Origin of the sequence: Exiguobacterium sp. s101, from assembly GCF_018617835.1 — a bacterium.
Classification (GTDB): domain Bacteria; phylum Bacillota; class Bacilli; order Exiguobacteriales; family Exiguobacteriaceae; genus Exiguobacterium; species Exiguobacterium marinum.
This window is the reverse complement of record NZ_JACSKX010000011.1, coordinates 67,899-90,827: the sequence shown is the minus strand read 5'-3', so window position 1 is coordinate 90,827 and position 22,929 is coordinate 67,899. Positions and strand designations below refer to the sequence as shown.

Genomic DNA, 22,929 nt, shown 5'->3' with positions numbered 1-22,929 from the left:
CATGTAGGTAGACGGGAACCGGTCAAAGGCTCCCCGTTTTCCATATGTAAGTTGCACCATATCCCCTAGGAGGTTTTTATATTATGCGTAGAACGAAAATTGTATGTACGATTGGACCCGCTTCAGAGAAGCGTCTTCCTGAAATGATTGAAGCTGGAATGAACGTTGCCCGTCTCAACTTCTCACACGGTGACTATGAAGAGCACGGCGCACGTATCCGTGACATCCGTGAAGCTGCAAAAACTGCTGGTAAAGTGGTAACAGTCCTTCTTGACACAAAAGGTCCAGAAATCCGTACTCATACGTTTGAAGATGGAAAAGCACTTCTCGAAAAAGGAAAAGAAGTCACAATCGTCTCAACTGAAGAAATCGTCGGAACGAAAGATCGTTTCTCTGTGACGTATGAAGGACTTTACGATGATGTAGAAATCGGTTCGCACATCATGCTCGACGACGGTCTCATCGGACTCCGTGTCGTTGAAAAGCTTGAAAACCGTGACCTCCGCTGCGTCATTGAAAACGAAGGAATCATCAAGACGAAGAAAGGTGTAAACTTGCCAAACGTCAAGGTAAACCTTCCTGCCCTTACAGATAAAGATATCGCAGACATCGAGTTCGGGATCTCACAAGATATCGACGTCATCGCAGCATCGTTCGTACGTCGTGCATCAGACGTGGTAGAAATCCGTCAACTTCTTGAAAAACATAATGCATCACACATCAAGATTTACCCGAAAATCGAGAACCAAGAAGGTGTTGACAACATCGAAGAAATCTTGGCAATCTCTGATGGTTTGATGGTTGCCCGTGGTGACCTCGGAATCGAGATCCCGACGGAAGAAGTAACACCGGTTCAAAAAGAACTAATCAAGAAGTGTAACGACCTTGGTAAACCTGTTATCACAGCGACACAAATGCTCGATTCGATGCAACGTAACCCGCGTCCAACGCGTGCGGAAGCATCAGACGTAGCAAACGCAATCTTGGATGGTACAGATGCGGTCATGCTTTCTGGTGAGACAGCAGCAGGTGACTACCCAATCGAGTCAGTTCAAACGCAAGCGGCCATCGCTGAGCGTACAGAACGCATGCTCGACTACAAAAACTTGTTGAAAGATCGTCAGAAACGCAGTGAGCACACGGTGACGGATGCAATCTCACAAGCGGTTGCCCACACAGCAATCAACTTGAACGCAAAAGCAATCTTGACGCCGACACAATCAGGCTACACGGCTGCTCGTACGGCGAAGTATCGTCCTGAAGCGAACATCATTGCGGTAACTGAATCTGAGCGCGTAGCACGTCAATTGAACCTCGTATGGGGCGTATACCCAATCGTGGCTGAGACGATGCCAAACAACACGGATGAAATGTTGGTTCAAGCATCTGAAGCAGCTCGTCATGAAGGATTTGTTACTGACGGTGACCTCGTTGTCATCTCAGCCGGAATTCCTGCGGCAACAGCTGGTACGACGAACATGATGAAAGTCCACATCGTCGGTCATGCTCTTGCTGACGGACGTGGTATTGGCGAGCGCGGTGTGGTCGGTGAAGTCGTGGTCGCGAATAATGCGGATGAAGCAAACGCAAAAGCGAAAGACGGAATGATTCTCGTCGCACCATTCACAGATAAAGAAATGATGCCTGCAATCGAAAAAGCGGCTGGAATCATCACAGAAGACGGTGGATTGACGAGCCATGCAGGTATTGTTGGACCATCACTCCGTAAACCGGTCATCGTAGGTGTAGAGGCAGCAACATCTTCACTTCGTGACGGTCAAATGATTTCAATCGACCCACTTACAGGTAAAATCTACAACGCATAATTGAACGACAATCGAACCGGCCTTCTTCAAAGGTCGGTTTTTTTTCCGTTCAAAGAAAGGAAACATAATGAGTGCTTATCTTTTTTTATTGATGCTCGTATTAATCGGTGTCATTTCAAATAATCAATCGGTTATTATCGCAAGTAGTGTTTTGCTAATTATTAAAGCGATCGGTTTCGGAGATCAATTATTCCCCACACTCGCATCCAAAGGAATCAGTTGGGGCGTGACCATCATAACGATTGCTGTCCTTGTTCCGATTGCAACCGGAGACATCGGGTTTAAAGAATTGTGGAATAGTATTAAAGGGCCGGTCGGAATCGTGGCATTTGCTTCAGGAATGTTCGTCGCCATTGCAGCGGGACAAGGTGTGCAGTTGATGCGTGTCGACCCTGTCGTTACGACGGCCCTCCTCGCAGGTACGATTCTAGCGGTTGGATTCATGAAAGGGATACCGGTCGGACCGCTTGTCGGAGCTGGGATTGCAGCATTGATTTTAGGTGGATATCAAATCATTGAAAAATGGTTTTGATATTTTCTGACAACTGAAGCCGCTTACATTTCTTTTTTGCAATAAATTGTTTATACTATATAAAGGACAGGGTAAACGGAGACTGGGCAAATGAAGGGGAAAGGCCCATCCCGTATCCTTATTCCCTACAAACAGACTGTTTTTACGGTCGATCACTTTTAAACAAGACTGAGGGGGAGTTATGAATGTCAACGACAAAAGGGTTAGAAGGTATTGTGGCAGCAGCCTCAAAAGTCAGCTCAATTATTGACGGTCAATTAACTTATGGAGGATACACCATTGATGATTTAGCGGACCACGCCACATTTGAAGAAGTAGTTTTCTTATTGTGGAACGACCGCTTACCAAATGCAGAGGAATTGACAGCGCTATCAGAATCGCTTGTAAAAGAAGCGACATTACCTGAAGAGGTGATTGATACGTTAAAACGTGCACCGAAATCAGCCAATGCGATGGCGACGATTCGTACAGCACTCTCACAACTCGCTCTATATGATGAAGAATCTGAAGACATGAGTGACGAGGCGAACATGCGTAAAGCGATTCGTCTGCAAGCTCAAGTTGCGACAATCGTGACAGCTTTCGCTCGTCTTCGTAAAGGGGAACAACCGGTTGCCCCGAAACAAGGTCTTTCTTATGCGGGTAACTTCTTGTATATGCTAAACGGGGAAGAGCCGAACGAAGTAGCAGAAAAAACGATTGATAAGGCACTCATTTTACATGCAGACCATGAATTGAACGCCTCGACATTCACAGCACGCGTTTGTGTGGCGACACTATCAGACATGTACTCTGGCGTCACGGCGGCGATGGGAGCACTCAAAGGACCACTTCACGGTGGGGCGAACGAAGCAGTTATGAAAATGCTTCACGAGATTGACTCGGTTGATCGAGTTGAAGAATATGTTCGTGGTAAATTCGAGCGCAAAGAAAAAATCATGGGCTTCGGTCACCGTGTTTATAAGGACGGCGACCCGCGCGCGAAGCATTTGAAAGAAATGAGTCGCCAATTGACTGCTCAAATCGGCGAACCGAAATGGTATGAGATGTCTGAGAAAATCGATCATCTCGTCGAAACAGAAAAAGGATTGAAGCCGAATGTCGATTTCTATTCAGCTTCGACGTATTATGCGCTCGGTCTTGAAGAAGATTTATTCACACCAATCTTCGCTGTATCTCGTATGTCTGGATGGATCGCACATATCCTTGAGCAATACGCGGACAACCGTTTGATTCGTCCACGTGCGGAATATGTCGGTGAAACGAGCCGTAAATATGTTCCTGTGAACGAACGTTAATTCGGGACACATTTTAGACAAAAGTTTGGTAAACTAACAAGTGACGTAGGTCGGCGCACGCGTCGACCTACAGTAATGTACTTAGGGGGATTCATTATGTTGACACAAGGACAAAAGATTACAGTTGAAAACGGTGTATTGAACGTACCAAACGTACCGACCGTACCATTTATTATCGGTGACGGCACGGGCCCTGACATTTGGAATGCGGCTGTTCGTGTATTTGACGCTGCAGTTGAAAAAGCATACGGCGGCGACAAGAAAATCGAATGGATGGAAGTATACGCTGGTGAGAAAGCATATAACGAAAAAGGCGAATGGCTTCCGACAGAGACACTCGATCAAATCCGCGAGTACTTGATTGCGATCAAAGGACCACTCACGACACCAGTCGGTGGTGGGATTCGGTCATTGAACGTTGCGCTTCGTCAAGAACTTGACTTGTATACTTGCCTTCGTCCAGTTCGTTACTTCACAGGTGTTCCATCACCAGTAAAACGTCCTGAAGATACAGACATGGTCATCTTCCGTGAGAACACAGAAGATATTTACGCGGGAATCGAATACGCTTCAGGAAGCGATGAAGTGAAAAAGCTCATCAACTTCTTGCAAGATGAGATGAACGTCAATAAAATTCGTTTCCCAGAGACATCAGGGATTGGCATCAAGCCGGTTTCTTCTGAAGGAACAGAACGTTTAGTCCGTGCTGCAATCGAGTATGCGATTGCGAACGACCGTAAATCCGTTACACTCGTTCACAAAGGGAACATCATGAAGTTCACAGAAGGCGCATTTAAAAACTGGGGCTATGCTCTTGCTGAAGCGGAGTACGGCGACAAAGTCTTCACATGGGCACAATACGACCGCATTAAAGAAGAGTCTGGTGAAGCGGCTGCGAACGAAGCACAATCAAAAGCAGAAGCTGAAGGGAAAATCATCGTCAAAGATTCAATCGCTGATATCTTCCTTCAACAAATCTTGACACGACCACGTGAGTTCGATGTCGTTGCGACGATGAACTTGAACGGTGACTACATTTCAGATGCCCTTGCTGCACAAGTGGGTGGAATCGGGATTGCACCTGGTGCGAATATCAACTACATCACAGGACATGCAATCTTCGAAGCGACACATGGTACGGCTCCGAAATATGCAGGTCTTGATAAAGTAAACCCATCGTCAGTCATCCTTTCTGGTGAGATGATGCTCCGTCACATGAACTGGAACGAGGCGGCTGATCTCATCACCCGTTCGATGGAGAAAACAATTGCTTCGAAAGTCGTCACGTATGATTTTGCTCGTCTCATGGACGGAGCGACAGAAGTGAAGTGTTCTGAGTTCGCTGATGAATTAATCAAAAACATGTAAGTCATTCGAAAGAGTCAATTGAGGGGGGAGAGCTCATGATTCGTCGTAACAAAATTTCTGTAATTGGAAGTGGCTTCACCGGTGCTACTACTGCACTGTACTTGGCTCAGCGCGAGCTAGGGAATGTCGTTCTGCTCGATATGGAAGAAAAAGTTGGACCGACGAAAGGAAAAGCGCTCGACATGCAAGAAACGGCTCCGATTCAAGGGTTTGATGCTTGGGTCACAGGGACATCAGATTACGCCGATACGGCCGATTCAGACGTGGTCGTGATTACTGCAGGGATTGCCCGCAAACCAGGGATGAGCCGGGACGACCTCGTCGCAACGAACGCAAACGTCATGCGCTCGGTTGTGAAAGAGATTGCCATCCATTCTCCAGAAGCCATTCTGATTGTTCTGACCAATCCCGTCGATGCGATGACGTATGCTGCGTTTAAAGAGTCGGGGTTCCCGAAAGAACGTGTCATCGGACAATCTGGGGTTCTGGATACGGCTCGTTTCCGTACATTTGTAGCACAAGAGTTAAACGTATCCGTCAAAGATGTGTCCGGGTTCGTTCTCGGAGGACATGGGGACGATATGGTTCCTCTTGTACGCTACTCATACGCTGGGGGAATCCCGCTCGAAAAACTCATCTCAGATGAACGAATCGAGCAAATTGTGGAGCGAACGCGCAAAGGTGGTGGCGAGATCGTCCAACTATTGGGGGATGGCTCGGCGTATTATGCGCCAGCTGCTGCTATCGTGGAGATGGTCGAAGCGATTGTGAAAGATCAGCGTCGGATTTTACCTGCCATAGCATACCTTGAAGGGGAGTACGGATTCAATGACTTGTATCTTGGTGTCCCGACGATTCTTGGTAAACATGGAATTGAGCAAGTGCTTGAGCTCGACTTGACAGATGAAGAAAAAGCAGCACTTTCGAAGTCTGCTGACTCTGTCCGCTCGGTATTAGGCGTCTTATAAGAGGAAGATGCTTCCTGCAAATATGCAGGAAGCATCTTTTTTTGCGTTTTGTATCTTGTAGGGCATGCTACACTGAAAGTGGATTTGTTTTGTTTTTGTAAAGATTTGCTTTGAGGTTGGTCGTATCAAGGTTTGATTTGTAAAATAGAGAGTGACATTTGGTGGATCAAGAGGAGGAAGAAGTGTGGCTGATAAAGTAATTGTTGTCGACGATGAAGTATCAATCGCGACGTTATTAAAATTTAATTTAGAACAAGCTGGCTTTGAAGTAGAAACGGCACATGATGGAAAAACCGGGTTGGAACTGGCTGAAAAAAAGGACGCCGTGCTCATTGTGCTCGATTTGATGCTCCCAGAAATGGACGGACTTGAAGTTTGCAAGCGACTTCGACAACAAAAAGTCAATACACCGATTTTGATGCTGACGGCAAAGGACGATGAATTTGATAAAGTCCTCGGTCTTGAGCTTGGCGCAGACGATTATTTAACAAAACCGTTTAGCCCACGTGAAGTGGTCGCCCGTGTCAAAGCGATTTTACGACGTTCAGGCCCACAAGAGGTGGCTGTTGAAGAGGATGTCATCCAAATCGGTGACGTTAAAATCGTAGCTTCAAACTACGAAGTGTTCAAACAAGGAGAACGGCTCGAATTAACGCCGAAAGAGTTTGAACTGTTAGCCTATCTGGCAAAAAACAAAGGTCGTGTGCTGACACGTGACCAATTACTATCGGCCATTTGGAATTATGACTTTGTCGGTGACACGCGGATCGTCGACGTCCATATTAGTCACCTTCGTGAAAAAATTGAACCGGTGACCAAGAAACCAACCTACATTAAAACGATTCGCGGACTCGGGTATAAGATGGAGGAGCCGATTTCGGAATGAAGACGTATCGTTCTAGATTCATGACGACACTTATTCTGCTCGTCACGGGCGTCCTTCTTATGCTCGGCATCGTGCTTGGACAACTGTTCAAAGACTTCTATTTAGATTCCGAACGAGACCGGTTGAAAGAGGACGCTCAGCTAGCAGCCCTTTATCTAGAAGACGGAGAACTGGATGAAATTCGTGAGTATGTCGGTCAAATCGATGATGGGAGTAGTTTTGATATTTTACTCCTTAACAGCAGGATGGAAGTAATTGCAGGAACACCGTTTCGTGTCGGTACAATCGATTATCAAATTGATCCGAATTTAGTACCGAATGACGGAACATTTGGTGAGGCGGACGAAGATGCATTGATTCAATTCACGAAACCGATCGATCTCGCTACAGGTGATACCGTATACCTGACATTTATCCGTTATGTGTCTGACCTAGAAGGGGTATATGATCGGATCTGGTTGACGATTGCGCTCGCGCTCGTCTTCTCGTTCTTCATCATCTTGTTCGTCCTACAGCATTTGACGAACCAATTCATTCGACCGATTGACGAGGCGACCATCGTCTTACGAGAGTTAGCGGATGGGAATTATCGCGCTCGTGTGTATGAACTGCGAAATGATGAGGAGACTGGCAGTCTGGCAGGTTCCATTAACGTCCTTGCCCGAAGTTTAGAGTCTATCTCCCTTGGAGAATCGGTTCAACGGGCGAGACTTGAGTCGCTCATCGAATATATGGGAGCGGGGCTTCTTCTAGTTGACGAACGCGGCATCGTCACATTGGTCAACCGATCGTATCGGGAGATGTTCCAATACGATGATTTATCAATTGGACAATTTTATCATGGGATATTGCCGAGTCCTGATGTCGAATCGCTCATTGAGGATGTCTATCTGACAGAAGAGGTTAACCGTCGTCAATTGTCGATTCGAACAGGTTTCAATCAGAAAACGTATATGGTGTCCGCTGCACCGATATTCAGTGACACAGGGATGCTTCGCGGGACAACGTTACTATTCAACGACATCACAGAGCTAAAGCGGCTCGAGAAGATGCGGAAAGATTTTGTGGCGAACGTCAGTCATGAACTGAAGACACCCCTTACGTCCATTCGTGGATTTAGCGAAACGCTTCTTGACGGGGCAAAAGAAGTACCTGAACTTCGTGACCAGTTCTTAGACATCATTCAAAAAGAAGCGACGCGAATGCAGATGCTTGTCGAAGATCTCCTTGAACTTTCGAGATTGGAGCGAGATGATTTCCAAATGGAGCTGGTGTCCGTCGATTTGAATCAACTCGTCGACGAAGTGTGTCTCCTACTCAGTCAAAAGGCGAACAAGAAGTCGATTCATCTAGAGACACAACACAATGGAGAAGTTGTATTGCAGGCCGATTTGAACCGAATGAAACAAGTGATCATGAATTTGGTCGCCAACGCGATCAACTATTCACCTGAAGGAAGTCGCGTTGAGATTTCTGTAGAGGCGAATCCGGATTCCTACAAACTTCGAGTGCGAGACAACGGAATCGGAATTGCCGAAAAAGAAGTGAGTCGAATCTTTGAGCGCTTCTATCGTGTCGATAAGGCGAGAAGTCGCAACTCCGGTGGAACCGGACTCGGGCTTGCCATCGTGAAACACATCATCGATTTGCATCATGCGACCATCCATGTCGATAGCGTTGAGGGCAAAGGAACGACGTTCACCATCACGTTTCCGCGGGTTTAACGATTCCTTTATCGTTCATTCATATTTACTTTACAAAACCTTGCTATTCTATGAGTGAGACCTCTTCATCATCTCGTGACTCGATCGGTGCTCATCTCCACATGGTCGAGAATTAGGCCCTTTTCTATTCGTAGAAAAGGGCCTTTTTTTTCGAACGCATGTACCCGTATGGTATGATGGACGAAGAGAAGAATGGAGGTCGATTGAATGAGTAAACTACTAATCTTGGATGGGAATTCCTTAACATATCGTGCATTTTTTGCACTGCCTCCGATGTCGGACGCGTCGGGTCGGAATACGAATGCGGTGTACGGCTTTACGATGATGTTGTTAAAATTGATGGAGGACGAACAACCTACGCATTTCGCTGTTGCGTTCGATGCGTCGAAAAAGACGTTTCGTCATGATACGTTTGCTGAGTATAAAGGTGGACGTCAAAAAACTCCTGGAGAATTACGAGAACAGTTCCCGCTCGTACGTGACGTCTGTCGCGCGTTCGGCATCTCTGTCCTTGAGCTTGAACAATATGAGGCGGATGATATCATCGGGACACTCTCGAAAGATACATCATTTGATCAAGTGACGATTGTGACGGGAGATAAAGATTTACTACAGCTCATCAATGAGCGAGTGACCGTTTATTTGACGAAGCGGGGCATCACGGATGTCGAGAAAATGAACGAGGCGGCTTTCCAAGAGCGATATGAAGGTCTACATCCGATTCAGATGATTGACTTGAAAGGATTAATGGGCGATAAGTCCGATAATATTCCCGGTATTCCAGGTGTAGGGGAGAAGACGGCGTTGAAGTTGATTTCAACGTATGGCACGGTCGAAGCCCTCTACGAACATACGGATGAGCTAAAGGGGAAACAAAAAGAAAAAGTTGAGGCGAACGAGCGAGAAGCAAAAATGTCAAAACAGTTGGCAACGATTTATACGGACGTTCCATTGAATGTGTCTGTAGACGATCTCGTCTTTAAATCGTATGACGCTTCCGTCGTGAAGCCTCTATTCATGGAACTCCAATTCAAATCGTTAATCGGAAAACTGTCGGACAGAGCTACAGAAGAAACGATCGAAAAAGAAGCGCGGCCGACAATCGACCTTTCTGAACAAGATTTATCTCGAGCGGTCCTATTTCTTGAGCAACTGCACGATGATTATTTCGAAGAAGAAGTTGTCGGGGTGGCGATTGCATCAGAACGTGGGGTGACGATTGGTGACGTGACTTTGTTACAAGAAGAGCCGGTCAAGGAATGGATTGAAGATGAATCTAGGGCGACGGTTTGTCTCGATTCCAAACAGACAATCATTCAGTTGAAACGTCAACAGCTATCGCTTCAAGGTTACGAGGATTTACTCGTTGCCGGATACTTACTAAATCTATCTGGTGGAACGTCACTTAGTTCGATTGCTTCTCATTTCGCCTATCATCTTGAAGAAGATGAAATGGTTTATGGGAAAGGTGCAAAAATTAAAGTTCCTGAGGAAGACGAGTTCCATTCACATCTCGCTGAGAAAGCACATGCGATTTATACGTTATTTGAACGTGTCCTCTCCGAGTTGAAGGATAATGAACAGACAGAACTGTATGAGGCACTCGAAAAACCGCTCGTGTCTGTTTTAGCAGAAATGGAATGGGCAGGCATACATGTTAATATCGAAACGCTTCAACATATGGAGGCGGACCTTCGAGAACGTCTTAGTACGCTTGAGGTGACGATTCATGAGTTGGCCGGAGAACCATTCAACATCAATTCACCAAAGCAACTAGGGGTCATCTTGTTCGAAAAATTAGCGCTTCCTCCCGTGAAAAAAACGAAGACGGGATACTCGACAGCGGCTGATGTGCTTGAAAAGTTAGCGCCGCTCCACCCGATCATCGAGAAAATTATGCATTATCGAGAACTTGGTAAATTGCAGTCGACCTATGTCGAGGGATTACAGAAAGTCGTGAAGGAAGACGGCAAAATCCACACCCGATACACACAGACGTTGACGCAAACTGGACGACTCTCGTCGGTCAACCCGAATCTTCAAAACATCCCGATTCGATTAGAAGAAGGACGACGCATCCGCAAGGCGTTCACTGCAAGTGAACCAGACTGGGTACTCTATGCGGTCGATTATTCGCAAATCGAACTGCGCATCATGGCGCACATGTCGCAAGATGAAAAAATGATTGCGGCATTCTTACACGATGAGGACATCCATACATCGACGGCGGCGAACGTCTTTAAAGTCTCGAAAGAAGAAGTGACTTCGCTTATGCGTCGTCAGGCGAAAGCGGTTAACTTTGGAATCATCTATGGAATCAGTGATTATGGACTTTCGCAAAATCTTGGAATTACACGTAAAGAAGCACAAACGTTTATTGATACGTATTTCGAACAGTTCCCTGGTGTAAAGACATTCATGGATGCGGCTATTGAACGTGCTCGAGAACATGGATTTGTTGAAACGATGTTAAAACGCCGTCGAAACATCCCGGATATTCACTCTAGTAATTTCAACTTGCGTGGATTTGCTGAACGTACTGCCATCAATACCCCGATTCAAGGAACGGCAGCCGATATTATCAAAAAAGCGATGATTGATGTCAATCATGCCCTCAAAACGTCACACCTTCAGTCAAAACTATTGTTACAAGTACACGATGAATTGATTTTTGAGGGTCCTGCTGAAGAGATGGAAGCATTAGAAAAACTGGTGACCGAAGCGATGGAACATACGGTTACACTCGATGTACCATTACGCGCTGACGGTGCAGTAGGAGCCACTTGGTTCGATACGAAATAAGAGGATAGGAAGGTAGTAAGTATGCCAGAATTACCAGAGGTTGAAACAGTCTGTCGTCGACTGCGACCTGTCGTTTCAGGAAAGACGATTCAGGCCGTCGATGTGCTCGACTCTAAAATTATTCGTGGACTCGATGCAGAAGAGTGGGTTCACCACTTGGTTGGAGAGACTATTATGAATGTAGAAAGGCGAGGGAAATTCATCTTGTTTAAATTAACGAACGGGTACCTCGTCTCACATCTACGCATGGAAGGGAAATTCTTTCCGTACGAGACATTCACAGAACCGGTGAAACATACACATATCGTCATCACATTCACTGACCAATCTACCTTGCATTATAATGATGTACGTAAGTTTGGTACGATGGAGTTGCGGACAAACGAAACGATTCATACGACGCCGCCACTTTCATTGCTTGCTTACGAGCCGTTTGACGAGCGCGTGACCGGAGAGGCACTACATCAGCGTTTAGGGCGGATGAAGACCCGTGCCATCAAGACCGCCCTCCTCGATCAATCGATTTTTGTTGGATTGGGTAATATTTATGTAGACGAAACGCTATTTCGTGCTGGTATACATCCGATACGAACGGCCGCGAGTCTATCAGGTGAAGAAGTAGAGCGTGTACGGGTTGAAGCGGTCGCTGTCCTAACAGAGGCAATCGAACGTGGGGGAAGTACGATACGTAGTTATACGAACCCGGACGGTGTGACTGGAACGTTCCAAGAGAGGCTGTATGTATACGGGCGAGCCGGTGAGCCGTGTCGTCGTTGTGGTCATGAGATTGAAAAGATGAAACTAGGCGGGCGTGGTACGCATTTTTGTCCGAACTGTCAACAACGTTAAGGGGTGGGCGAATATGTTGAAAATTGGATTAACGGGTGGGATTGCAACCGGAAAGTCCACAGTGTCTCGACTGTTTCGAGAGCGAGGGATTCCGATTATCGATGCTGATTTGATTGCGAGAAAGGTCGTTGAGCCTGAAGGAAAGGCAATCGAAGGCGTAAAAGCGGCATTCCCGAAATGTTTTGATGGTGATCTATTGAATCGCCCTGCATTAGGACGTGAAATCTTTCATGATGAAACGAAGCGTCAGCAATTAAACCAACTAATGCATCCTGCGATTCGCGAAGAGATGAAAGAACAGATGCGAACACACGAGACAGCCGGTGAACCGGTCGTCATTTTTGACATTCCCCTTTTATTCGAAGGAACAATGCTTGACCTCGTCGACTATTCTGTAGTCGTCTATTGTCGCGAAGAAATTCAATTGATGCGTCTCATGGAACGGAATGGGTTGACAAAAGAAGAGGCGCTCGCACGCATCCATTCGCAAATCCCGATTGAAGATAAAAAGCATCAGGCTGATTATCTTGTGAATAACAACGGGGCATTGGGGGAGTTACCTTCCCAAATTGACCGCTTAGTCGATCAATTTAAATCCATAAAAAAAGGCGAATGATTGAAGGCACTGAAAAATCCTAAATGATTCTAAACAGAGGAGCGTCGTCCCAATCAGGGATGACGCTCCTCTGTATTCCTTGCTTTTTCTCTGTTCCTGTAAGGCAAGAGCAGAGGTTTTTCAGTGCCATCGAATGATTGCCTTCTTTTTAATTCAAAGGGTCGGATTCAGGCGATCCTTTTTTCCATGTATCATAAATCGCTCGGCCGTCACTTGGGTGACCACTTGAATAATAAATTGGATAGAGAGAGAAAAAGATATAGTAGAACGAGAAATAGGCGAATTGATACGTGTAAAGAGTAGGCTCGATTTCTTGTTGAAGAATAAATCCGTTTAAAATGAGAATGCTCGCCAAGTTGAAAATTGCGCCCCCACCGTAAACGAGAGAGCGAGTAACTTTATTGCTCCACTTCAAATCTGAAAACTGACACCATGCATCATAAAAGTAGACACGATTCACTTGTAGATGCCCTATTTTAAACAATTTTTTTCCGGTCCCGATTTGCATATCGAGAGTGCCTCCGAATAATCTTGCGAAGAAATAATGTCCTAACTCGTGAATCAACGTCACAATCGGTAAAATGATGAAGAACGAAATGAAAAATTTATCGATATCTCCCCAATCAAACATCACGACGCCTCCTTTCTCTTTTGCTTTACGAGAAGAAATTTCCCTCATTTTCAAAAAATAAACAAAGAAAAGTGAAAGAAATGTGACGATTCATAGTGAAAACGCTTACAAGTATCCGTTATAATGAAACCGTAATGTAGAAAAAGGGGGATCTAGCATGGGGACAAAAGTGGCGATTAATGGATTTGGTCGAATTGGGAGAATGGTATTTCGGAAATTGATGATCGAGGGGCGTCATGAAGTGGTGGCGATTAACGCAAGTTATCCGGCGGAAACACTCGCGCATCTCATCAAACATGATTCTATCCATGGACCATTTGAGTTGACCGTTCGCGCGCATGGGGATACGCTCGAAGTCGATGGGAAACGAATTGAACTGATTTCAGAACGCGATCCGTCATGTTTGCCTTGGGCGGACCTTGAAATCGATATCGTGGTTGAAGCGACAGGGAAGTTCAACTCTGATGTCGGAGCTAGACTTCATCTGGACGCAGGGGCAAAAAAAGTGATTTTGACTGCGCCGGGTAAAGGAGATTTGCGTACGATCGTGATGGGGGTCAATGATCGTGATTATCGTCCTGAAGAAGACCATATTATTTCAAACGCATCGTGTACGACGAACTGTCTCGGACCGGTCGTGAAAGTCTTGCATTCGACGTTCGGTATTGAGACGGGACTAATCACGACCGTACACGCCTATACGAATGACCAAAACAATATTGATAATCCGCATAAAGACTTACGGCGGGCGCGTGCTTGTGGTAATTCGATTATCCCGACATCGACGGGAGCGGCGAAAGCGATTGGGCTCGTATTGCCCGAACTTCAAGGGAAATTGAACGGAATGGCGCTCCGTGTTCCGACACCTAACGTGTCACTCGTCGACTTAGTCGTGGAACTCCACCGAGATGTAACAATCGATGAAGTCAATAAAGCGTTCGAACGGGCAGCGTTCGGAGAAATGACAGGCATTTTAGGCATTTCCCAAGAACCGCTCGTGTCGATTGATTTTAACGGGGACGATCGTTCTTCGATTATCGATATGGATTCGACAATGGTCCTCGGAGGGAACCATGTTAAAGTGCTCGCTTGGTATGATAATGAGTGGGGGTATTCATGCCGTGTCGTGGACTTATTAGACATGGTGGCTAGCTATCTACAAATTGGACAACGAGAAACACACGTATAAAAAATATTACGAAGAAAAAAATATTTCTGATTTTTTTTAATCAAATGTCTTGTAACGACGTCCTAAACACGTTACACTCAGTTTCGTGAACTTCAATTGGTCTGACAAACGCAACTTAAAGGGTTAGGACCTCTTAGGACTAACTTTCCCCCGTGGTTGTGGGCGATTCAGGCACAAAGTGAGTGATCATCAACTACTTTGAGACCATTGATGTAAAGGGGGATCCACTAATATGGATACTATGGGACGTCACATTATTACAGAACTTTGGGAGTGCAATCCCGACAAATTAAATGATATCGACTACATCGAGCGTTTGTTCGTCGATGCTGCTCTTCGTTCGGGCGCTGAAGTCCGCGAAGTCGCATTCCACAAATTTGCGCCGCACGGCGTGAGTGGAGTCGTCATCATTTCAGAATCACACTTAACGATTCACAGTTTCCCTGAACATGGGTACGCGTCAGTTGACGTGTTCACATGTGGAGATCGAATCGATCCGGCTACGGCATCGCAGTATATCGCCGAAGGCTTGGATGCAAAAGTACGTGAAGATGTTAAACTTGAACGTGGAATGGGACCAATTCGTGTTCCTGAAGCACAAGTTGCATTAACTAAATAATTCTGAAGAACCTTTTGAGGCTGGCCGTTTAACGGTCAGCCCTTTTAAATGTTTTGTTGTCGCCTTAATTTTGATATGCTTAACGTATATAACTCAAGCGTTGAGGTGAATTATGGGACTGTTAGATAAGTTACAAACACATATTGAAACGAAAGACACTCATAAAAACGAGTCATTACAGACACGCTACTATGCGGCATCTCCGAATGCCATCATACAGTGGCTAGAAGAACTCATTCAATCAAAAGGTCAGTCGGTACGTCGAATCGATACGAACCGTGGAGAACTTTCATTCATCGGAGAAGGATGGGATGGACTCGTCACAATCGTACAAGTTGACGGGGGGCGTACAGCGGTTGACTTCACACTGAATCGTGAACAGCGCCTCGGTGTAGACCTTGCACAAATTGTATCTCACTACTACGAGGCACTCTCACAGCAATTCCCGCTACGTGCTATAGGAAATAAAACTGTCGAACGATAAGGAGGCTTGAGCATGCGTTGTCCGAAATGTGATCACAATGGAACGAGAGTGCTCGATTCCCGACCGGTGCAAGACCATTATTCGATTCGGCGTCGTCGTGAATGTGAAAAGTGCGGCTATCGGTTTACGACATTTGAGACAGTCGAACAGACACCTCTCATTATTGTAAAGAAAGATGGGAATCGTGAAGAGTTCAGTCGTGAAAAAGTACTCCGCGGGATCATTCGGGCGTGTGAAAAACGACCGGTTACCTTAGAGCAACTTGAAGGAGTTGTGACAAAAGTAGAACAGCAACTTCGAGCCCTCGCGCAGTCGGAGATTCCGAGTGAGCAAGTGGGGGAGCTGGTGATGAATGAACTGGCGCGTGTAGATGAAGTCGCATATGTTCGATTTGCCTCAGTTTATCGCCAATTTAAAGACATCACGGTGTTCTTTAAAGAACTTGAAGATTTAATGAAGCAAGAAAATTCGACCAACTAAAGGGCGGCCTGCTGGTCGCCCTTTTTCAAGGGAGAGAGCCATGGAGAAAGAACGTACAATTTTTGGGACAGACGAACTATTGATTATGAGTACAGGTCTTGTCGACCGTGAATCGTATCAGTCCCTCTATCACCTATATCAACCGGTTATCGGGGTGAAGGCGCTCGCGCTTTATCAGACGCTATGGAGCGAATTGAAGCCCGGTAAAATGAAATCGAACTATATGTCACACAGTGCATTGTGTGAGATGTTAGAGTACTCAATCAATGAATTGACCGATAGTTTATTCCGGCTAGAAGCAATCGGATTAGTACGTACCTACAAAACGAAAGATGCCCGATTAACTCAATATGTTTATCAGTTGCGAGTTCCGCTCGCACCGCACACGTTTTTAAATGATGGGCTGTTATCAAGCTTCCTTTTTTATAAAGTTGGAGAAGTGCGTTTTAAGCAACTGCAAGGACGTTTTACAATCGACCCATTGCCGGCCGGTATCGTCGAAGTAACGAAAGACTTCAATGAAGTGTTCGACGTCAAAGGAGTCAATCACCGGGCGTTCACTCAAAAAAATTACGAAAAACCGGATCGTGCGAAGATTGAAATTAACTATTCGTTCGATATGGGCATTGTGAAAAAACTGACGAATTTCCCAGTTGGCTTTTTTACAAAAAAATTAGATGAAACAATTACGAAACTTGCGTATGTTTCTCAACTCGATGAAGAGACGATGGCTGAGATGTTGAAAGAATATTTTGTCCACGAAGCATATCTTCCGCTCAGTGAACAAGAAAAACGGGACGGCTGTCGTCAAATGGTATTGCAGCTGAAGAAGAAACAGACCCGTCACCGAAAAGAGAAAACGGTGGAACTTGAGGAGACGAAGTTTGGGGATCTTCATGACCCAGAGGTGATGGAGTCCGCGCACCCTCATCAATACGTGTCTACTTTACGAAAGACGCCACAACTCTCTAAAAGTGACGAGCAGTTAGTCATCGAACTTGTCGATACACTCGGTCTCGCTCCGGGTGTCATCAACGCGCTCTTCTATTATTGCATTGAAGTGAAGAAGCAGACTCGTCTGAACGAGAACTACGTCCTTCGCATTGCGACAAGCTGGAAGACAGCAGGCTATACGAATGCGAAAGAAGCGCTAGAGCGTGAAGAGACACAAGATGCACTGATTGAGAAGAAACAGCAAAAACGAGAAAATGGGCAACGAACGACTGTTGGGTCACGTCGTAAGAACCAACAAGGAGACATGCCGAAGTGGCTCGAGGATGAAGCGAAACAACAACGGTCTTACGATCAGGCAAGGAAGAAGGAACTCGAATCGTCTGTCCCAGATGATGCGGAGCTTGTGAAACTATTGAATGAATTGAAAGAGAAGGGGTGAGGGGATGGAACGAATCAACCAAGCGCTGTCTCAGTTGATGAATCGAAAAGAAGTGCGTGAGGCGTATGAGTCGATTCGCAAACGAACTTTAAATCACCCGGGTGTGATTGCTTTTTTAAACGCTCATCCTGAGTTAGAGGAGAAAGCGATTGAAATCGGATTCACGAAACTGAGTGAGTATGCTGAACAGATGGATGGCAAAACGTTCATCGACGAACAGGCTGTCATCCCGGGTCATCAACCTGTGCTTTATGTCGATTTAGGGCAGATTGCGATTCGTTACGAAGAAACGGTCGCCCATCGGCAAGCAAGACGACAAAAGGAGATGGACCGGAAGTTTAAGAGTTTATTTTTGCCGGAGGAAGTGCGCGAGGCGAGCTTCGAATCATTTGATTGGGCAGATGATGCACGTAAAATCGCACTTCGTGAAGCCATGCGCTTCGTAACGGGAATGAAGTCGGGACAAAAAGTGAACGGCCTCTATCTACATGGTAGCTTCGGCGTAGGAAAAACGTATCTACTCGCAGCAATCGCCAACGAGTTGAAAGTAGCGGATGTCGAGACGATTTTGGTCCACGCCCCTGGCTTTGTATCAGAAGCGAAACGGAAAATCCGCACAGACTCGTTCGATTCGTTTTTAACATCGTTTCAACATGTTCCTGTTCTGTTGATTGATGATATCGGGGCTGAGGCGATTAGTCCTTGGGTACGTGATGAGCTGTTTGGGATCGTTCTTCAATATCGAATGATGCATCGATTACCGACGCTCTATAGTTCGAATTTTAGTGGAGAAGAACTTGAAACACATTTTTCAATCGATGGGTCCGCGCAAAATAAAATGAAGGCGCAGCGTCTCATGCAACGGATTTCAACGACGACGACCCAAATTGAACTAAAGGGTGAAAATCGCCGTCGGTAAAGGATTGTATTTATTGGCCAAGTTGACTATACTAAGAACCATATAAGTGATGCATAGAAGAGGATATGAATCATTGAGACGAGTTTTAGCGAGGGAAGGGCGGTGCAAGCTTCCTAACGACGACGATGTATTTACTCCCTCCGAGCACCGTACGGGCTAATCGTGCGGCGATTCACACTCGTTATCGTGTGTTCGAGCCAAGCATATTGCTTGGGAACGAGGGTGGTACCACGAGAATCAAAGCTCGTCCCTTTTTGAGGGATGGGCTTTTTTTATATTCTTTTTTTGAGAGGGGACAAGATGTACATGATTCAATTATCATTTCCAGATGGCGCCGTAAAGGAGTTTGAGGCCGGCATCACAGCAGAAGACGTCGCAGGCTCAATCAGCCCGGGACTTCGTAAAAAAGCAATCGCAGCAAAGATTGACGGGAAACTCATCGATTACCGTCGCCCGATTGAACATGACGGAAAAATCGAACTCGTCATGCCAGATTCAGAAGATGGCCTCGATTTGATGCGTCACTCTTCAGCACACTTGATGGCACAGGCAATTAAGCGTCTGTATGGAGAAGACAACAATATCTATTTTGGAATCGGTCCAACAATTGAGAACGGATTCTATTACGATATCGAAATGGACCGTCGAATCAACGAGGAAGACCTTCCTGAGATTGAAAAAATGATGAAACGCATCGTCGATGAAAACTTAGAGATTACACGTGAAGTTGTCTCTCGCGATGAGGCGCTCGCTCGTTATAAAGAGCTCGGAGATCCACTTAAGATCGAATTGATTGAAGACATTCCAGCTGAGGAGACACTCACAATTTATCATCAAGGTGAATTCTTCGACCTTTGCCGAGGGCCACACGTCCCATCGACTTCGAAGTTGAAAATCTTTAAATTGATGAGCGTGGCCGGTGCATACTGGCGTGGTGACTCTGACAACAAGATGCTACAGCGTATTTATGGAACGGCTTGGGCGACGAAAGAACAACTCGCAGAACACTTGCGTCTTCTTGAAGAAGCGAAAGAGCGCGATCATCGTAAACTCGGAAAGGAACTCGACCTTTTCTTCGTCTCACAAGAAGTAGGTCAAGGTCTTCCAATGTGGCTTCCGAAAGGAGCAGCGATTCGCCGTACGGTTGAACGCTATATCGTCGATAAAGAACTTGAACTCGGATATCAACACGTGTACACGCCGGTTCTCGGTTCGGTCGACTTGTATAAGACTTCTGGGCACTGGGACCACTACCAAGATGACATGTTCCCGAAAATGGAGATGGACAACGAAGAACTCGTCCTTCGTCCGATGAACTGCCCGCATCATATGACGATCTACAAACACGAGCCACGTTCGTACCGTGAACTCCCACTCCGTATCGCTGAGCTCGGGGGAATGCACCGTTATGAGATGTCTGGAGCACTCACAGGATTACAACGTGTCCGTTACATGGTCTTGAATGATGGGCATACGTTTGTCACACCAGAACAGATGAAACAGGAGTTTAAAGACATCGTTCATTTGATTCAAGAAGTATATGCTGATTTCGGTATTAAAGATTATCGTTTCCGTCTCTCGTATCGCGATTCCGCCGATAAAGAGAAGTACTTCGATAACGATGCGATTTGGGAGATGGCGCAGAGCCAATTGAAAGAGACGATGGACGAGCTTGAGCTTCCGTACTTCGAGGCAGAAGGAGAAGCGGCATTCTACGGACCGAAACTTGATGTACAAGTACGTACGGCGCTCGGGAAGGAAGAGACACTCTCGACTGTCCAACTCGACTTCTTACTTCCAGAACGTTTTGATTTAACGTACACTGGTCCGGACGGGAAAGACCACCGTCCGATCGTATTGCACCGGGGTGTCGTCTCGACGATGGAACGTTTTGTTGCATACTTGATTGAAGAATACAAAGGTGCATTCCCAACGTGGCTTGCACCGGTTCAAGTGAAATTGATTCCTGTCTCGCATGTTCACGACGAATACGTCGCTGAAGTGAAGGCAGAACTCGTCAAACGTGGTGTCCGTGTCGAAACGGATCTCCGTGACGAAAAACTCGGCTATAAGATTCGCGAAGCACAAATGAAGAAGATTCCGATGACGCTCGTTCTTGGAGACAAAGAGCGTGATGAACGTGCGGTCAACATTCGCCGCTACGGTCAGCAGGAACAAGTTTCTGCGTCACTTGATGAATTCATCGCATCGCTCACAGAAGAGATTGCGAATCGTTCACGCTAAGTGAGGGACCACCTTTCCAACCAGAAAGGTGGTTTTTTTCGGTCTATAGACGGATGTGTATTTGGTCATCTACACGTATCGTAAACATAAGGAGTGATAATTGATGAATTATATGAAGCCAGTATTGGCACTTACCATCGGGACCATCGTCTTTACGGGTGCGCTTCCGAAAGTCGGGGCGGAAGCGATCGTCAACGACACGATTGTGACGCTTGGTGAATCTTTATCTTCAGAACAAGAGAAATGGGTACTTGAGCGCATGGAAGCACCAGAAGGAATCGAACCGATTATCGCGACTGCCGCGGATGAAGAGAAATATTTAGGAGACTCCGTCCCACAGGCGCAACGTGGGGGCGGCATGTATTCTTCGGCCCGAATCAAATTGACAGATGGGACCGGCCTCGATATTCAAACGGAGAATGTGACGTGGGTCACGAAAGATATGTATGCGAACGCCCTTGTCACAGCTGGTGTAACGGATGCGGATATTTATATCACGTCGCCAATTAACGTGACGGGTACGTCCGCATTGACAGGAATCATGAAGGCGTATGACCAAACTGCGGCCGAAACGGGGATCAAATTGTCTGATGAACGAAAAGAGCTCGCGCAAGAAGAACTTGCGGTCACGTCTGAAATCGGTAAGACGGTCGGTCAAGAGGATGTGGCCGGTCTCATGAATGACATTAAGGCTGAAATCGCGAACCAAATGCCGGAGACCAATGTTGAGATTCGTGACATCGTCATTCAAGTATTGAATCAAAATAACGTTCAGCTATCTGAAGGGCAGCTCGATCAATTGACAACCCTGTTCGAGAATATGCAACAAGCAAATTTAGATTGGTCATCAATCAGTAATGGATTGAAAGATGCGGGACAAGACGTTCAGGCTTTCCTCGAGCAAGAAGAAGTAAAAGGATTCTTTGCTCGTTTGTTTGAGGCAATCAGTAACTTCTTCAAATCGCTCACGAACTAAAGGGTATTAAAAAAAGGGCGTTGCCCTTTTTTAATACCACCGTTTATGAATATAATTTTGTGCCGACTCGTGATCATCGACGATTTTCAATGTGATACGATTCATTTCTTCTAATAAGTCCGTTAATACAGCTTGCAATTTTTCGTCCTCTAAGCCGTGTGCTTGCATTGTTTTACTGACAATCTGCTGAACTTGCTCGTGATAGTCATGTTCTCGCGAGACGTCTTTTCGCCAATTCATGTAAATCCCTCCTTTAATATTTAATTATTCCCTTTGAAAAGGTATTGCGAAACGAGAGAATGACTGGTATCATCATAAAAGTGTGAGCTACCAATTATTCATGCGCGACATCTTGACATCTTTTCCTGCTAGTGCTAAGATGACATAGTGATTAAAAACAACAAAGTAGAAGCACCCGCTTTTCACCTCGTCTGAGAGTCATCAGGCAGGTCCATCAAGTTCTTGGTTCATTCGGCGTCGTGTGACGTTTTATGACCTCAACTGATGTGTGGGTGGGAAACTGCCGACGCTTTTTTTATTGCCATGTTGTCTTGTCAATCTAAATCTCGTGCAATTGCACGATGGAGGTGCTAACCATTAGCAAAGAGCTCTTTATCAACGAAAACATTCGTGCCCGTGAAGTACGTCTCATTGGCGCAGACGGTGCACAACTCGGTGTACAATCACGTAACGATGCGTTACGTTTAGCTGAAGAAGCGGAACTAGACTTGGTCTTAGTCGCGGATAAAGCAAATCCACCGGTCGCTAAAATTATGGATTACGGGAAGTACCGTTTCGAACTCCAGAAAAAGGAGAAAGAAGCGCGTAAAAACCAAAAAGTTATCCAAATGAAAGAAGTACGTCTCAGTCCAACAATCGAGGACAACGATTTCCAAACAAAATTGCGTAACGCACGCAAGTTCCTTGAAAAAGGAAATAAAGTGAAGGCTTCGATTCGTTTCCGCGGACGTGCCATCACACACTCGGAAATCGGGAAACGTGTTTTGGACAAAATGGCAGTGGAATGTGCCGATTTGGCAACAGTTGAACAAAAGCCGAAGATGGAAGGACGCAGCATGTTCTTAGTGCTGGCTCCGAACAAAGAAGATTAATCATCGATTCTCA

General features: G+C 45.9%; 21 protein-coding genes. 19 read left to right on the top strand and 2 right to left on the bottom strand.

Annotation, left to right across the window (positions count from 1 at the left end; all coding sequences use genetic code 11):
* Positions 1-83 precede the first annotated feature (83 nt).
* The 10 genes from pyk (at position 84) to coaE (ending at position 12,869) form a co-directional block, all read left to right on the top strand.
* On the top strand, positions 84-1,826 hold the full coding sequence (pyk, locus tag KNO76_RS10495; protein WP_214885282.1) for a pyruvate kinase: 1,743 nt from the start codon (positions 84-86) through the stop codon (positions 1,824-1,826).
* Positions 1,827-1,893: 67 nt separating this feature from the next.
* Positions 1,894-2,358 (top strand): DUF441 domain-containing protein, encoded by a 465-nt coding sequence (locus tag KNO76_RS10490; RefSeq protein WP_026825607.1) that lies wholly within the window; start codon positions 1,894-1,896, stop codon positions 2,356-2,358.
* A gap of 185 nt (positions 2,359-2,543) precedes the next feature.
* On the top strand, positions 2,544-3,656 hold the full coding sequence (citZ, locus tag KNO76_RS10485; protein ID WP_214885280.1) for a citrate synthase: 1,113 nt from the start codon (positions 2,544-2,546) through the stop codon (positions 3,654-3,656).
* 99 nt (positions 3,657-3,755) lie between these two features.
* The gene (icd, locus tag KNO76_RS10480) at positions 3,756-5,024 is read left to right on the top strand and encodes an NADP-dependent isocitrate dehydrogenase (RefSeq protein ID WP_026825609.1); all 1,269 of its coding nucleotides are present in this window, start codon (positions 3,756-3,758) and stop codon (positions 5,022-5,024) included.
* 35 nt (positions 5,025-5,059) lie between these two features.
* Positions 5,060-5,992, top strand: coding sequence for a malate dehydrogenase (mdh, locus tag KNO76_RS10475; RefSeq protein WP_214699146.1), 933 nt, complete (start codon positions 5,060-5,062; stop codon positions 5,990-5,992).
* Between the two features lie 184 nt (positions 5,993-6,176).
* Positions 6,177-6,878, top strand: coding sequence for a response regulator transcription factor (locus KNO76_RS10470; protein WP_214885279.1), 702 nt, complete (start codon positions 6,177-6,179; stop codon positions 6,876-6,878).
* Positions 6,875-8,602, top strand: a complete 1,728-nt coding sequence (gene pnpS / locus KNO76_RS10465; RefSeq protein ID WP_214885277.1) for a two-component system histidine kinase PnpS — start codon at positions 6,875-6,877, stop codon at positions 8,600-8,602. The genes KNO76_RS10470 and pnpS overlap by 4 nt, the downstream gene beginning before the upstream one ends.
* A 207-nt stretch (positions 8,603-8,809) precedes the next feature.
* Positions 8,810-11,404 carry a DNA polymerase I gene (polA, locus tag KNO76_RS10460; protein WP_214885275.1) on the top strand — a complete coding sequence of 865 codons (2,595 nt, stop codon included), beginning with the start codon at positions 8,810-8,812 and terminating at the stop codon, positions 11,402-11,404.
* A gap of 21 nt (positions 11,405-11,425) precedes the next feature.
* Complete coding sequence (gene mutM, locus KNO76_RS10455) at positions 11,426-12,253, top strand: DNA-formamidopyrimidine glycosylase (RefSeq protein WP_214885269.1); 828 nt, start codon at positions 11,426-11,428, stop codon at positions 12,251-12,253.
* A gap of 13 nt (positions 12,254-12,266) precedes the next feature.
* Positions 12,267-12,869, top strand: coding sequence for a dephospho-CoA kinase (gene coaE, locus KNO76_RS10450; protein WP_214885267.1), 603 nt, complete (start codon positions 12,267-12,269; stop codon positions 12,867-12,869).
* 148 nt (positions 12,870-13,017) lie between these two features.
* Here coaE and KNO76_RS10445 read toward each other — a convergent pair whose 3' ends face one another.
* Positions 13,018-13,500, bottom strand: coding sequence for a site-2 protease family protein (locus KNO76_RS10445; RefSeq protein ID WP_026825616.1), 483 nt, complete (start codon positions 13,498-13,500; stop codon positions 13,018-13,020).
* 157 nt (positions 13,501-13,657) lie between these two features.
* Here KNO76_RS10445 and KNO76_RS10440 point away from each other — a divergent pair, with 157 nt between their 5' ends.
* The 8 genes from KNO76_RS10440 (at position 13,658) to KNO76_RS10405 (ending at position 21,804) form a co-directional block, all read left to right on the top strand.
* Positions 13,658-14,689 (top strand): glyceraldehyde-3-phosphate dehydrogenase, encoded by a 1,032-nt coding sequence (locus tag KNO76_RS10440; protein ID WP_214699136.1) that lies wholly within the window; start codon positions 13,658-13,660, stop codon positions 14,687-14,689.
* A 232-nt stretch (positions 14,690-14,921) separates the two neighbouring features.
* Positions 14,922-15,308 (top strand): adenosylmethionine decarboxylase, encoded by a 387-nt coding sequence (gene speD / locus KNO76_RS10435; RefSeq protein ID WP_026825618.1) that lies wholly within the window; start codon positions 14,922-14,924, stop codon positions 15,306-15,308.
* Positions 15,309-15,420: 112 nt separating this feature from the next.
* Positions 15,421-15,792: a hypothetical protein gene (locus KNO76_RS10430; protein WP_026825619.1), complete on the top strand. Its 372-nt coding sequence runs from the start codon at positions 15,421-15,423 to the stop codon at positions 15,790-15,792.
* A gap of 12 nt (positions 15,793-15,804) precedes the next feature.
* Positions 15,805-16,272 (top strand): transcriptional regulator NrdR, encoded by a 468-nt coding sequence (gene nrdR / locus KNO76_RS10425; protein WP_012726705.1) that lies wholly within the window; start codon positions 15,805-15,807, stop codon positions 16,270-16,272.
* A gap of 40 nt (positions 16,273-16,312) precedes the next feature.
* Complete coding sequence (locus KNO76_RS10420; protein ID WP_214885265.1) at positions 16,313-17,665, top strand: DnaD domain protein; 1,353 nt, start codon at positions 16,313-16,315, stop codon at positions 17,663-17,665.
* A 4-nt stretch (positions 17,666-17,669) separates the two neighbouring features.
* Complete coding sequence (gene dnaI, locus KNO76_RS10415; protein ID WP_214885263.1) at positions 17,670-18,584, top strand: primosomal protein DnaI; 915 nt, start codon at positions 17,670-17,672, stop codon at positions 18,582-18,584.
* A 300-nt stretch (positions 18,585-18,884) separates the two neighbouring features.
* On the top strand, positions 18,885-20,828 hold the full coding sequence (thrS, locus tag KNO76_RS10410; protein WP_214885261.1) for a threonine--tRNA ligase: 1,944 nt from the start codon (positions 18,885-18,887) through the stop codon (positions 20,826-20,828).
* A 103-nt stretch (positions 20,829-20,931) separates the two neighbouring features.
* Positions 20,932-21,804 (top strand): DUF1002 domain-containing protein, encoded by an 873-nt coding sequence (locus KNO76_RS10405; RefSeq protein ID WP_214699121.1) that lies wholly within the window; start codon positions 20,932-20,934, stop codon positions 21,802-21,804.
* Positions 21,805-21,834: 30 nt separating this feature from the next.
* Here KNO76_RS10405 and KNO76_RS10400 read toward each other — a convergent pair whose 3' ends face one another.
* The gene (locus KNO76_RS10400) at positions 21,835-22,044 is read right to left on the bottom strand and encodes a hypothetical protein (RefSeq protein ID WP_026825624.1); all 210 of its coding nucleotides are present in this window, start codon (positions 22,042-22,044) and stop codon (positions 21,835-21,837) included.
* Between the two features lie 341 nt (positions 22,045-22,385).
* On the opposite strand from KNO76_RS10400, the gene infC reads away from it, so the two are divergent.
* Entirely contained in the window at positions 22,386-22,916 is a 531-nt protein-coding gene (gene infC / locus KNO76_RS10395) for a translation initiation factor IF-3 (RefSeq protein WP_034770961.1), read from the top strand.
* Positions 22,917-22,929 lie beyond the last annotated feature (13 nt).